This is a genomic window from Streptacidiphilus alkalitolerans, from assembly GCF_042511045.1.
Classification (GTDB): domain Bacteria; phylum Actinomycetota; class Actinomycetes; order Streptomycetales; family Streptomycetaceae; genus Streptacidiphilus; species Streptacidiphilus alkalitolerans.
The window spans coordinates 104,225-117,465 of sequence record NZ_JBHEZX010000020.1 but is presented as its reverse complement, the minus strand read 5'-3'; the positions used below and the strand labels follow the sequence as shown (position 1 = coordinate 117,465).

The following is a 13,241-nucleotide window of genomic DNA, read 5'->3' as shown; positions in this document are numbered from 1 at the left end:
GCCGTCCCTGTCGGCGCGGTTCGTTACGCTGGGGATACCGCACCGTAGTGTGGTGCAGCAGCGTGACGGAGGGGAGGGCGATGACAGATCGGCCGCGGGGCCTGATGGCCATTCACGCCCACCCTGACGACGAGGCCCTGTGGACCGGCGGAGTACTGGCCCAGCATGCCGCGGAGGGACGTCCCACCGCCGTGCTGACCTGCACCGACGGCGAACTTCCGGACGGCGCGTCATTCGCCGCGACCGGCACCCGGGTGAAGGAGCTGGGCCAGGCGCTGACCGTGCTCGGCGTCGCCGAGTCGGGCGTGCTGCCCTACCGCGACTCGGGGCATCTGGGGATGGGGCGGGGGAGCCTCTGCGAGGCGCCGTTCGACCAGGTGGTCGGCGATCTGGTGGCCCGGATCCGCTCGTTCCGGCCTGCGGCCGTGACCACGTACGACGCCAACGGCATGTTCGGCCACCCGGACCATGTGCGGGTGCACCGCGCGGTCCTGGCCGCGGTGGAGGCGGCGGCCAGCCCGTACCAGTGGCCGCAGGCCGGGACGGCCTGGGCGGTCGAGTCGCTGTGGCTGTCGACCGTCCCCGCGTCGCTGATCCGCACCTTGACCGGGCTCGGGCTGGAATCCCCGCTGCCCTGCAGCCCGGACGAGCGGATCGCCGCGGCGGTGGACGTCCGCCCCTGGCTGGACGTCAAGTGGGAGGCCGTGCGGGCGCATGCCTCCGAGTTCGAGCGGGGTGCGCGGATCGCCGCGTTCGAGGAACCGCAGCTGCGGACGCTCTGCTTGGGCACGGAGTGGTTCCTGCACCGGTCCGGCCCCGGCGCGAGGGTCGGCAGCGCAGCAGCGGGCGCCCGCCTGCTGGCGGACGCCCACTGAACGGTCGCTTACGCGCTGCGCGATGTGTGCTGTGCGGAGTGGGTGCGGGCCGGCGCGGGCAGGGTTGAAGCGCCGTCAGGTGACGGTCGCTCACCCGCTACGCGACGCGGTGCAGCCCGGGGGCTGACGCCCTGACGGCGCCGCCCGCAGCCGAGTTCTCGCGCGGCGCGGGACCAGGAGCCACCCTGCCTCCGGCAGGTCCCGCCCCTCCACCCGCAGCACCCCGCACGCTCCTACCGGAGCCGGAGCCGGAGCCGGAGCCGGAGCCGGAGCCGGAGCCGGAGCCCGGGCTGACGCCCGCGCCCGTGCCGGAGCTGACGCCCGCCTCAGCACCTGCGCCCGGGCCGATGCCGACACCAGCGCCTACGCTCGCGCGCGACACTGCGTGAGCCTCCGCGTCAGCGCCCGAAGCCGGACCCGCGCCCACCTCCGCCGCCGTTCCGGCCCCCGTACCAGCGGCCCCCGCGCCAGCGGCCCCGCGGAGCAGGAACCAGACCAAAGCCGCCGCACCGATCAGCAACAGTCCCGACAAGCCCGCCGCCAGGTTCATCCCGTGCACGAACGAGTGCTGCGCGCTGCGCACCAGCGCGTCGCCCGTCGCGGACGGGAGCGTGCCGGCGATCTGGACGGCTCCGCCGAGCGAATTCTCCGCCTCGGCCGCCGCCGGACCGCCGACCCCGGTGGGCAGCACCAGACCGGAGCGGTACACCGCCGCCAGCACCGAGCCGACCAGGGCGATCCCCAGCGCTGTGCCCAGCTCGTACGCGGTCTCCGAGACGGCGCCGGCCGCGCCGGCCTTCTCGGCCGGGGCCGCGCCGAGCACCATGGTCGTCGACAGGGCGTAGACCACGCCCTCGGCGAGGCCGGTGGCCATGAACGCCACCGCGATCAGCGTGTAGGAGGTGTCGGCGTGGACCCAGCCGAGCGCGCCGAGGCCGAGGCCCATCGCCAGCAGTCCGCCGGCCAGCGCGGCCCGGTGGCCGCAGCGCCGTGCCAGCAGGGCCGCGCCCAGCCCACCGGCCACCGAACCGGCGAAAGCCGGCAGGTCGGCCAGCCCAGCCTGCAACGGTGAGTAGCCGCGCACCAGTTGGAAGTACTGGGACAGGAAGAACACCACACCCGCGAGCCCGATCAGGGCGATCAGCGCACCGACCGTGGCCGCCGTGAACCGGCGGTCGGCGAACAGCCGGACGTCCAGCAGCGGTACCGGCAGCCGCAGTTGCCTCCGGACGAAGCAGACCAGGCAGACGGCGCCGAGCAGGGCCGCGGCCAGGACCACCGGCTGCAGCGCGTTGCCGACCGCGGCCTCCTTGATGCCGTAGACCAGGCCGATGATGCCGACCAGGGAGAGGGCGACGCTGGGCAGGTCCCAGGCGCCGGCGCCCTCGTCACGGGACTCGGGCAGCAGCCGCCAGCCGAGCGCCAGCAGCAGCACCACGATCGGCAGGTTGATCAGGAAGACCGAGCCCCACCAGAAGTGCTCCAGCAGCAGCCCGCCCAGCAGCGGTCCGACCGCCGCACCGGCGGTCGCCGCGGCGCCCCAGATGCCGATGGCCCGGGCCCGCTCGCGGTCGTCCGGGAACAGGCTGCGGATCAGCGACAGGGTGGACGGCATGATGGTCGCCCCGGCCACGCCGAGCAGCGCTCGGGCGGCGATCAGCCAGCCCGCGCCGGGGGCGTAGGCGGCGAGCAGCGAAGCCGCGCCGAACGCGGCGGTGCCGATCAGCAGCAGCTTCCTGCGGCCGATCCGGTCGCTGAGCGAGCCCATGCTGACCAGCAGTCCGGCCAGGACGAAGGAGTAGCTGTCGCCGATCCACAGCAGCTGGGTGGCCGAGGGGTCGAGGCTGCGGCTGATGAAGGGGATGGCGAGGAAGAGGACGGTGGCGTCGACGGCGACCAGCAGCACCGCGAGGACCAGCACGGACAGCGCGATCCAGCGGGTGCGCGGACTCAGCCCGCTGCGCGGATTTCGGTAGGTGGAGGTGGTCTGCGGGACGGTGGTGGTGCTGTTCATCAGGCTTGGTCTTTTCTGAGGGCGCCGCCGAGGAAGAGCTCGGTGAGCGCGAGGGTGCTGTCACGGGGGGCCAGGCGTCCTTCCTGGACGGCCCAGCCCACGCCCGCGAGGAGGTCGAAGAAGGCTTCGCTGAGCCAGGCGGCCGGGAGCTCGACCCGGAACGCGCCGGACTGCTGGCCGCGCAGGAACAGCGCGGCCACCCGGGCGTCCATCCGCTCCCAGGCCGCGCAGAGTTCGGTGTCGTCGAACAGCCGGTTCTCCCCGGTGAGGAAGGCGGCGGTGGCGGCGTCGGGGACCACGGCGTCGGCGAGCCGGCGGACCGCCGCGACCGGGTCGCCCTCGTCGATGGCGGCGGCGTCCAGCGCGGCGGACATCCGGCGCAGCGCGAGCGCGGCGACCTCGCGCAGCAGGGCGTCGCGGCCGGGGAACATCCGGTGCAGGGTGGCGCGGCTGATCCCGGCGGCGCGGGCGATCTCGTCCATGGCGGCGGAGGGCTGCCGGGACAGAAGGCCGACGGCTGCCATGAGAACGGAGTCGCGGTCGGTGGTCATGAGCCCAGGGTAGCTCATATGAGACATGTATGTCTCATCTAATACGCAAGCGTCTCCGCTACCCATGCGATCCAGCCACCCCCGACGGCCGTGCCGTGTTTGCCTTCAATGCTGAAGGCACTTGCCGGGGATTCGGTCACATTTGCGGTGACGCACACGGATGCGATTCCGGCAATGGGCCCAGTTTCGGTCAAGTTTGACGAGTGATCTTGAACCTGCCGAGTCCACTCACCACGATGATGTGTCGGCATCGCCAGAAACGTGACGGAAAGCGTGAATGGCGCAGGGATACCCACCCACGCCGGCAACTGTCTCCAAGCGTTATTTCGAGGAGGCTCCAAAGTGGATGGCTACTTCACCACGAAGCGTCATGAAAGTCTACGAGAAGAGGTCCGCAACTTCGCCGAAACCGAAGTACGTCCCCGGATAGCGGACATGGAGGCCTCCCGTTCGGTGCAGCACGACCTCTCCCGGCAGATCGCCCGCCAGGGCTGGATCGGGGTGACCGTCGATCCGCAGTACGGCGGGATGGGGCTCGGGCACCTGGCGAAGACCATCGTGATCGAGGAGCTGGCCCGGGTCAGCGGCGCCATGGGCGCCATGGTCCAGGCCTCCCAGCTGGGCGTGGCGAAGATCGTGCACTTCGGCAGCGAGGAGCAGAAGAAGACCTGGCTGCCGGCGGTTTCGCATGGTGACTGCCTGCCCACCATCGCCGTCACCGAGCCCGAGTCCGGGGGGCATGTGCTGGGCATGACGGCGAGTGCGGAGCGTGACGGGGACGACTACGTCCTGAACGGCCGCAAGGTCTACGTCGGCAACAGCCACGTCGGTGATCTGCACGGGGTCGTGGTGCGCACCGGGCCGGGCTCCAAGGGCCTGTCCGCGTTCCTGGTCGAGTCGGACCGGCCCGGTTTCTCACTCGGCCCCGAGCGCCCCGCCATGGGACTGCACGGTTTCAGTTTCGGAGAACTCGTCTTCGAGAACTGCCGGGTGCCCGCGTCGAATCTGCTGGGTGCGGAGGGTGACGGACTCTCGGTCGCCTATTCGTCCAGCGTGCTCTACGGACGGGCGAATCTGACGGCGGTCTCGCTCGGTATTCACCGGGCGCTGATGGAGGAGACGGTGGAGTTCTCCAAGGAACGGCAGCGTTATGGCGAGTCCCTGCACCGCCTGCCCTCCATCAGAATGAAGGTGGGCCAGATGCAGTCCCGACTGATGACCGCCCGTCTCGCCGCCTATCACGCGGTCCACCTGCTGGACCAGGGGCTGCCGTGCGACGCGGAACTGATGAACGCCAAACTCATCAACGTCGAGTACGCGCTGGACTCGGCCCGCAACGCGATGGAGGTGCACGCCGCCGCGGGGCTCTACACCGACCGTCCGGTCGAGCGGTACCTGCGGGACGCGCACCACATCTTCGCTCCGGCCGGGACCTCGGACGTGCAGCTGCTGCGGCTGGGCGAGGTCGCGCTCGGCCAGTCCAAGGGGCAGTGGTCGCAGCGGCTGGCCCACGGGGTGTGGAGCGGGGACGAGCAGAGCGCAGGGAACGTGGCCTGAGGCCAGGCCCCGTGCGGGGGGCCTGAACCTGTCGGCCGCTCCGGTCCGGCTGCTCCTGCCCGGCCGCTACTGTCCCAGACCGAGTTCGTCCTCGCGCCGGTGGATCCGCTCGACCAGCTCCGCCGCCATGGACTTGATGGTCTCAAGACCGGGCCGTCCCCAGGGCCTGGGCTCGATGTCCACCACGCAGATCGTGCCGAGGGCCGTGCCGGTCCGGTCGATCAGCGGTGCCCCCAGGTACGAGCGGATGCCGATCTCGTCCACCACCGGGTTGCCCGCGAAGCGCGGGTAGTCGCAGACGTCCTCCAGCACCAGGGCCTTGCGCCGCACAACGACGTGCGGGCAGTACCCGTGGTCGCGGTCCATCACCCGGCCGGGTTCCGCGGTGGCCGCCGCCGCGGCGGCGCCCGGGTCGGCGCCCCCCACCGCGCCCGACGGCGTGTGCAGGCCGGCGAAGTACTGGCGCTCCTCGTCGATGAAGTTGACCATCGCGTAGGGGGCGCCGGTGATCCGGGCGAGTTCGCTGGCGAAGGCGTCGAACTCCGGGTCCGGGTTCTCGCCCAGGCCGAGCTGGCGCAGCCGGGTCACCCGCTCGGGGGCCTCGTGGTCCAGCGGGATCATCTTCAGGCGGCCAACGGGATCGTAGGTCATGGCGGGCTCCGTATCCGGGTTCCGGGAGGTGGGGGGCTACAAGGACGGGGAGGTGGTGGCGGACAGCAGGTGCCGGACCAGGTCGACCAGCACGGAGACCGAGGACTGGGTGCTCCTGGCGTCGCACACCACCACCGGCACATGGGGTTTCAGGCCGATGGCGGCCCGCACCTCGTCGGGCTCGTAGTGGAAGGCGCCGTCGAACTCATTGACCGCCACGATGAAGCCGATGCCCCGGCGTTCGAAGAAGTCGACGGCCGCGAAGGAGTCCTCGAGCCGGCGGGTGTCGGCCAGGACGATCGCGCCGAGCGCGCCGTTCGACAACTCGTCCCACATGAACCAGAAGCGCTCCTGGCCCGGGGTGCCGAAGAGGTAGAGCACATGGCGGCGGTCCAGGGTGATCCGGCCGAAGTCCATGGCCACGGTGGTGGTGGACTTCGTCTCCACCCCGATCAGGCTGTCGGTGCCGGCGCCGACCGAGGTGAGGAGTTCCTCGGTCCGCAGCGGCTCGATCTCGCTGACCGCGCCGACGAAGGTGGTCTTGCCGACCCCGAACCCGCCCGCGACCAGGAGCTTGAGCGCGGTGGGCAACGGTGCGGGACCGTCGTCGTGAACCATCGTGGGTGCCTCTCCGGTGGCGGGTATCCGGTGGGGGGTCACTGCTCGCCCGTCCGGGGAGTCGGGGCGTCGGGGTCGGCCGGGCCGTTGGTCTTCAGCCGCTGCAGGCCGACCAGCAGTGCTTCGAGCACCGCGCGGTCGTTGGGGTCGGCGGCGGGGCCGGGGGGCCTGGTGGTCACCGCTCCGCAGTCGACCAGGTCGGACAGCAGAACCTTGGTGACCACCACCGGTAACCGCAGCCGCGCCGAGACCTCCGCCACCGAGGTGGGCGCGCTGCACAGGCCGAGGGTCTGGGCGTGGTCCGGATTGAGATGGGTCTGCGTCACCCGGCCGGTGGTCATCACCATGGAGAGCAGGTCGAGCGCGGTGGTGGGGCGGGTGCGCCCGTTGCTGACCGTGTAGGGGCGCACCAGGCGCCCGGCGTCGTCGTCGAGCCAGGTCTCGCTGTGGGAACCCGCGGCTGCCATCCTCACTGCGCCGATGTCTCGGGAGCGGGGACCGGGGTTCTGGCCGGGGTGGCGAGGAACGGCCGCACACTCTTGACCAGTTGCGACATCTCGTAGCCGAGCACACCCGCGTCGGCCTCGGTCGAGGCCAGCACGGCCAGGCAGGCGCCGGAGCCCGCCGTGGACACGAAGAGCAGACTGGCGTCGAGCTCCACCACCACCTGCCGGACCTGCTCGCCGCCGCCGAACCGGGTGCCGACGCTGCGGCCGAGCGAGAACAGGGCGGAGGCGACCGCGGCCAGGTGGTCCGCGCTGTCGGCGTCCAGGCCGTGGAAGGACTTCACCAGTCCGTCCGAGGACAGCAGCAGCGCACTGCGGGTGTGGGGGACACGCTGGACCAAACTGGTCAGCAGCCAGGCGAGATCCGCCGACTGGCCCGTGGGCACAAAGCTCACCATGATGGATGGACTCTCCTTGGGAATGATGACGCGAGGTCAGCTCGTGCGCGGGTCGGCGTCCGGACGGCCGCCGGTGGCCTCGGCCTCGGCGTCCGCCTCCGACCTGCTGACTCCGCGTTGGAAGGCGGCCATCAGCCCGGGGTCGTAGTCGGCGTCGGCCTCGGCGACGGCCGCGGGTTCGGCGCGCCGATCCGTCGGCAGGTCGCGGAGCTGCGGTGCCAGGTGCGTCTGCTGAGCGCGTCGGGGAAGCGGCGGCCGGTGGTCGCCCTGCGGGGCCGGGGCGTCCGGAATCCCTTGCTGGGGCTGGGGATTGCGGGCCAGGGGCTCCGTCCGGGCGTGGCCGTAGACGGGGTAGGTCTCGGGGGTCCGGACCGGCAGCGGGTTCTGGGCCTGGGCGGGGAGCTGCGCCTGGGCCGGGGCTTGCGCCGGGGCCGCGGCCTGGTACTGGGGCGCCGCCGGGACCTGGGCGTAGGCCTGGGCCTGGGCCGCGATCGCCGGTACCGGTGCGGGTTCCCGTACCGGCGGCGGCAGTTGCTGGGCGGTCTGGCCGCGCGGGGCGGCCGTCCGCGCGGGCTGCTCCTCCGGCACCGGGCCGAGCAGTTCGTGCGGCAGCACCAGCACGGCCTGGGTCCCGCCGTAGATGTTGGTCTGCAACTGCACCGCGATGCCGTGCCGGCGGGCCAGGGCGGCGACCACGAACAGGCCGATCCGGCCGTCGTCGAGCAGTTCGCCGACGTCGATCCGGTCGGGGTCGGCCAGCAGGCTGTTCATCGCCCGCCGCTCCTCGTGCGACATGCCCAGGCCGCGGTCCTCGACCTCGATCGCCACGCCCGCGGTGACCTTCTGGGCCCGCAGCAGGACCTGGGTGTTGGGCGCGGAGAACATGGTGGCGTTCTCGACCAGCTCGGCGGTGAGGTGGACGATGTCGGCGACGGCGTGGCCGCGCAGCGTTCCCTCGGCCGGGAGGACCAGCTTGACCCGGGAGTAGTGCTCGACCTCGGCGACCGCCGAGCGCAGCACCTCGTACATGGTCACCGGCCTGCTCCACTGGCGCCGCGGGACGGCGCCGCCGAGCACGGCCAGGTTCTCCGCGTGGCGGCGGATGCGGGTGGCCAGGTGGTCCACCGAGAACAGCCCCTTGAGCAGGTCCGGATCCTCGACCTGGGCCTCCAGTTCGTCCAGCAGCTGGATCTCCCGGTGGACCAGGGACTGCAGCCGCCGGGCGAGGTTGACGAACACGCCCACCCGCTGGTCGGGGGTGTCACTGGGGCCGAAGTTCGACGCCTGGACCACGGCGGCGGTGGCGCTGCGCCGGTACCGGTCCAGGTCGCGGCCGAGGACCGTGAAGGCGTCCCGGCTCGGGCCGGCCGGCACCTCGGGCTCCTGCGCTGCCGGGTGTTCGCCCTGACGCAACTGTTCGACCAGCTGCCACAGTTCGCTCTCGCCCCGGCTGCTGGACGCCCGCAGCGCCTCGACCCGCTGCTCGACCCTGCGGTCGGCGGCGCGGGCCCGCAGCACGGCGGTGAACAGGGCGAGCACGGAACCGGCGGCGGCTGCGCCGAGCACCGCGGGCGTGGCGCCGGAGGAGGCGTCGGCGGGCTTGGCCAGCAGCAGGTAGACCACTGTGCCGACGCCGACCAGGGCGACCACGGCGGCAGGGGCCACGGATATCCGCAGCAGGCGGGAGCGCACGCGATCCTCGGAGGGCGTGCTGCGATCGGGGGACCTCCCGTGCCGTCGGCTGTTCCTGGGAACACGGCGCACGGCAGGTGGGGAAAGCTCAGGCATCGGTGTCCTTGGGGCAATGGCGACCGGGTCTGTACCAGCGGGTTGCGCTGCACAACAGCATTCGGTGGTGCGTCACCGCAGGCGGAGGTGATTCACGGTGCTCTTGATCCGCTTGGGCCTCAGAGTAGTGCATGTGCCGCGATCGACGAACAAACTACCGTAGGACTGTGGGTAGTTGGCGGGCAGTCCGTAGAGGAACTAGTCCGACAGGGCCTCATAGGCGGGTCGCAGCAGCTCCTCCAGGCCGCGGCCCCTGACCACCACGCCGGACGCGCTCAGCTGGGCCGGGGCCGGGTCGGCGGCGCCGGCGAACGCCCCGCCGGCGGCCTCGCGCGCGGCCAGGGCGCGGTGCTGCTCGCCGCAGGACCAGAAGTCCGCCAGCCGTTGGTCCAGCGGCCGGGGATCCTCCTGCGGCAGCGACTCGGCGTCCCCGGCCCTGCCCGCCGCGGCGTGCAGGTCCTCGACATGGCGCAGCAGCCGCTCCCGGCTCCGTCCGCGCCAGGCCGTCAGCAGAAACGGGTCGGTGTCGAAGGCGGCGGCCAACGCGGCCAGGACGGCGGTGAGATGGCCGCAGGCGGACCACTTCGGGCAGGAGCACTCCAGGGTCAGGTCCTCCGCCCGGGCCGGCAGCAGCGACAGGCCGGCCCGGGCCAGTACGCCCTCCACCCGCAGCGGCAGCTCCCCGTCGAGCAGGGCCTCGCGGGTGCCGCGGTGGGCGGCCAGCGCCTGTTCGGCCCTGGCCCACTGCCGGGCGTCGAACGCGGCCAGCTCCACCCACACGTCGTGGCCGCCCCGGTCCTCCTCGTCGGCCACCCGGGCGCCGACCGACCCGGCGCTGACCGTCAGTTGGGACACCACCGGCAGCGGCGGCTCCAGCCAGGCCGGCCGCAGCACCCCGAGGCCGTCCAGCCGGTCGAGGAACCGGGCGGACCACAGCGTCCCGTTCATGCCTCGCTCACCGCGTCCTCGCTCAGCGCCAGCACCTCGCGCAGTGAGTCGGCGGACAGGTCGCCGAGCCAGTTCTCGCCGGTGTCCACCACCGCCTCCGCCAGCGCCCGCTTGCCCTCGATCATCCGGTCCACCCGCTCCTCCACCGTCCCCACGCAGACGAAACGGCGCACCTGGACGTCGCGCAACTGGCCCAGCCGGAAGGCCCGGTCGGTGGCCTGGTCCTCGACCGCCGGATTCCACCAGCGGTCCAGATGGACCACCTGGTTGGCCGCCGTCAGATTGAGGCCCACCCCGCCCGCCCGCAGCGACAGCAGGAAGACCGAGGGCCCGTCCGGATCCTGGAACCGGTCCACGGCCCGGTCGCGCTGACTGCGGGTCATACCGCCGTGCAGGAACAGCACCTCGCTGTCGATCCGCTCGGCCAGATAGGGCTGCAGCAGCGCGCCGAACTCGGTGTACTGGGTGAAGCAGAGGGTCCGGTCGCCGGCCGCCACGGTCTGCTCCAGCACCTCCTCCAGCCGGGCCAGCTTGCCGGAGCGCCCGGCCAGCCGGGGGCGGCCCAGCGGTCCGCGCTCGGCGGAGTAGTGCGCCGGATGGTTGCAGATCTGCTTGAGCCTGGTGAGCGCGGCCAGCACCAGGCCCCGGCGCTGCATCAGGTTCGCCCGGTCCAGCTTGGCCTGTTCGATCCGGGCCAGCAGATCGGCGACCACGGCCTGGTAGAGCGCGGCCTGTTCCGCCGTCAGATTGCAGAGCACGGTCATCTCCTGCTTGCGCGGCAGCTCCGCCGCGACCAGCGGGTCGCTCTTGGAGCGGCGCAGCACGAACGGCCGGGTACGCCGGCGCAGCTCGGCGGTGGCCCGGACGCTGGCATTGCGTTCGATCGGCACCGAGTAGCGCTCCTTGAAGCCCTCCGCCGAGCCGAAGAGGCCGGGGTTGGCGAAGTCCAGCACCGCGTGCAGTTCGGACAGCCGGTTCTCCACCGGGGTGCCGGTCAGCGCCAGCCGCTGGGCGGCGGGCAGCGCCCGCACCGCGCGGGACTGCAGGGTGGCGCCGTTCTTGATGTGGTGCGCCTCGTCCGCCACCACCCGGTACCAGGCGACGGTGCGCAGCGCCGCGAAGTCGCGCTGCACCAGGCCGTAGGTGGTGATCACCACATCCGCCCCGGCCGCGGCCCGGCGCAGCTCCGCTCCGTCCGAGCGGCCGGCGCCGTGGTGCACCTGGACCCGCAGCATCGGCGCGAAGCGGGCGCACTCGCGGGTCCAGTTGCCGACCAGGGACATCGGGCAGACCACCAGGGTCGGCCCGGGGGAGGGGAGTCCGGCCTGCCGCACGGCCTCGTGCTCGACCGCGAGCAGGGCCAGGGTCTGCACGGTCTTGCCGAGCCCCATGTCGTCGGCGAGCACCCCGCCGAGTCCCAGCCGGGTCAGGAACACCAGCCAGGACAGCCCGCGCTGCTGATAGGGACGCAACTGCGCGCCGAACTCCGGCGGGACGGCCACCGGCTCCGGGGCGAGCGGGCCGTCCGCGTCCGCGCCGTCCGCGCCGTCCGCGGAGGCGGCGTTGGCGCGGACCCGGCGGAGCAGCTCGCCGAGCCGTCCGTCCGCCTCCGCGACCATGATCGGCAGTCCGGTGCCCGGCTCCCGGCCGTCCAGGGCGAGCCGGAGCAGCTCCCCGGCCGGCATCACCCCGGCGGCCTGCTGGTCCTGCTCGGCCAGGAAGGCCGCCGCGGCGGCGATCCTGGCGGTGTCGGCCTCGAACCACTGGCCCCTGACCCGGACCAGGGCCTGCTTGCTCTCCGTCAGTTCCAGCATCTCGGCCTCGGTCAGCGGCTCGCCGCCGAGCGCGGCCTGCCAGCGGAACTCGACCAGGTCCTCCCGTCCGACCAGGCTCTGCTGGTCGACCACCCCGGCCTGCTCGGTGGCCGGGGTGTGCGCGGTGAGCGCCAGGCCCAGCGCCGGGGGACGATTCCACCAGGCGGGCAGCAGCACCCCGAAGCCGGCCTCGGCCAGCAGCGGCGCGGTGTCCCGCAGGAACGCCAGCGCGCCGGCCCGGTCCAGGTCCAGGCCGTGCGGACGCCGGGTCAGCAGGGCGGGTTCCAGCTCCGGGCAGCGGCGGGCGGCCCGCTCCAGCTCGGCCAGGAACGCGGCCTCGGGCTGGTCCACCAGCCGTCGCAGCGGGGCGGCGGCCGGACGGTCGGCCCACAGGTCGGCGGCCTCGACCAGGACCGAGGGCTCGTCCACGACCTGGAGGCCGAACTCCAGCCGCCAGCGGTCGGCGTCGGGATCGCCGACCGGCCCGGCCGCCCGGGGGGCGTCGGGGGCGAGGTTCTCGTCCCCGAAGGGCTCGACCAGGCGGAAGCCCAGCCGCAGCGGCCCGCGGGCCTCGGCGGCCGAGCGGTGCCAGTCCGCCAGCCGGGCCTGAAGCACCGTCAGCCCGGCCGGGTCCGGGTCGGCGCCGCCGTCCGCGAGCAGGTCGCTCTCACTGGTCAGCGCGACCAGCCAGCGTTCGGCCGCGGTGGCGGCGGGACGGGCCCGGCCCCGGGTCTGCGGCAGCAGCGGGGGGCGCTCGGCGAGCACCGCCCGCACCTCGCAGTCCACCAGCGCGGCCAGCAGCTCCCGCAGCAGCGCCGCGCCACTCGGACCGGCGGCCTCAGCACCGGCCTCAGTACCGGCTTCGGCGCCCGCCTCGGCGCGGCAGACCGGGGGGCAGTCGGCGGCGAGGGCGGCGGCCTCGCGCCGGGCGGCCCCGTCCGGGGCCGGGATCCACCGGGCCCGCGCCGCGCCGGCGCCGTCGGCGACCAGCGCGGGCAGCACCCGGCCGCGGCCGACCAGCCGCCAGGCCAGGTCGTGCACCAGGGTCAGCCAGCGCAGCGACGCGCCGTAGGGGGCCTCGACCAGGCCGGTGCCGGGCAGGTCGGGCTGCAGCACCGCGTGCTGCGGGTCGTACAGCTCGCCCAGCAACTGCGCGGCCTGAGCCGGCGTGAACACCAGCGCGGGCACCCGCCAGCGCTGCAGCGCCACCGCCCCGCGCCGGTCGGCGGAGGAGGCGGAGGCGACGGAAGCGGCGGAGAGCGGCCCGACCAGCTCCGGCGAGGGCACCGGAGCCCCGTCCGCGGTGGGCAGCAGCAGGGCCGCCCCGCCCTCGGCGGCCTGGCCAGCCAGCCACTCCAGGCCGGGGCCGACCGCGCTCAGCAGATCCCGCACCGCCGACGCCTCGGCCCCGTACCGGCGGCCCTGATGGGGCTCGCCGTCCTCGGCCCAGAGGGCGAGCTGCCGGTCGGCCCGCCACAGGCCGTGCAGAACCCACATCGACGCCGGTCACCCCGTCCTCCG

10 protein-coding genes and 1 pseudogene are annotated in these 13,241 nt (G+C 73.4%); 2 read left to right on the top strand and 9 right to left on the bottom strand.

Annotated elements, in window-relative coordinates; translation table 11 throughout:
* Nucleotides 1-80 precede the first annotated feature (80 nt).
* Nucleotides 81-875: a PIG-L family deacetylase gene (locus tag ACEZDG_RS32625; RefSeq protein ID WP_380516850.1), complete on the top strand. Its 795-nt coding sequence runs from the start codon at nt 81-83 to the stop codon at nt 873-875.
* A 457-nt stretch (nt 876-1,332) separates the two neighbouring features.
* Here the strand turns inward: ACEZDG_RS32625 and ACEZDG_RS32620 are convergent.
* Together ACEZDG_RS32620 and ACEZDG_RS32615 are read right to left on the bottom strand one after the other, a co-directional pair.
* A pseudogene (locus ACEZDG_RS32620) lies at nt 1,333-2,889 on the bottom strand (MFS transporter); the annotation flags it as partial.
* On the bottom strand, nt 2,889-3,440 hold the full coding sequence (locus ACEZDG_RS32615) for a TetR/AcrR family transcriptional regulator (RefSeq protein ID WP_380516847.1): 552 nt from the start codon (nt 3,438-3,440) through the stop codon (nt 2,889-2,891). The pseudogene ACEZDG_RS32620 and the gene ACEZDG_RS32615, both read right to left, overlap by 1 nt.
* A 342-nt stretch (nt 3,441-3,782) precedes the next feature.
* Between ACEZDG_RS32615 and ACEZDG_RS32610 the strand changes: the two genes are divergently transcribed.
* The gene (locus ACEZDG_RS32610; RefSeq protein ID WP_380516843.1) at nt 3,783-4,997 is read left to right on the top strand and encodes an acyl-CoA dehydrogenase family protein; all 1,215 of its coding nucleotides are present in this window, start codon (nt 3,783-3,785) and stop codon (nt 4,995-4,997) included.
* Between the two features lie 66 nt (nt 4,998-5,063).
* Here the strand turns inward: ACEZDG_RS32610 and ACEZDG_RS32605 are convergent, their stop codons facing one another.
* From ACEZDG_RS32605 to ACEZDG_RS32575, 7 genes are all read right to left on the bottom strand, one after another.
* Complete coding sequence (locus tag ACEZDG_RS32605; RefSeq protein WP_380516840.1) at nt 5,064-5,648, bottom strand: GAF domain-containing protein; 585 nt, start codon at nt 5,646-5,648, stop codon at nt 5,064-5,066.
* Between the two features lie 36 nt (nt 5,649-5,684).
* Entirely contained in the window at nt 5,685-6,266 is a 582-nt protein-coding gene (locus ACEZDG_RS32600; protein ID WP_380516837.1) for a GTP-binding protein, read from the bottom strand.
* A gap of 38 nt (nt 6,267-6,304) precedes the next feature.
* Nucleotides 6,305-6,733 (bottom strand): DUF742 domain-containing protein, encoded by a 429-nt coding sequence (locus ACEZDG_RS32595; RefSeq protein ID WP_380516835.1) that lies wholly within the window; start codon nt 6,731-6,733, stop codon nt 6,305-6,307.
* Nucleotides 6,734-6,735: 2 nt separating this feature from the next.
* Nucleotides 6,736-7,170, bottom strand: a complete 435-nt coding sequence (locus tag ACEZDG_RS32590; protein WP_380516832.1) for a roadblock/LC7 domain-containing protein — start codon at nt 7,168-7,170, stop codon at nt 6,736-6,738.
* Between the two features lie 36 nt (nt 7,171-7,206).
* Nucleotides 7,207-8,862, bottom strand: a complete 1,656-nt coding sequence (locus ACEZDG_RS32585; RefSeq protein WP_380516830.1) for a sensor histidine kinase — start codon at nt 8,860-8,862, stop codon at nt 7,207-7,209.
* A gap of 294 nt (nt 8,863-9,156) precedes the next feature.
* Nucleotides 9,157-9,906, bottom strand: coding sequence for an SWIM zinc finger family protein (locus tag ACEZDG_RS32580; RefSeq protein ID WP_380516827.1), 750 nt, complete (start codon nt 9,904-9,906; stop codon nt 9,157-9,159).
* Entirely contained in the window at nt 9,903-13,217 is a 3,315-nt protein-coding gene (locus ACEZDG_RS32575; protein WP_380516824.1) for a DEAD/DEAH box helicase, read from the bottom strand. The genes ACEZDG_RS32580 and ACEZDG_RS32575 overlap by 4 nt, the downstream gene beginning before the upstream one ends.
* Nucleotides 13,218-13,241: the final 24 nt, after the last annotated feature.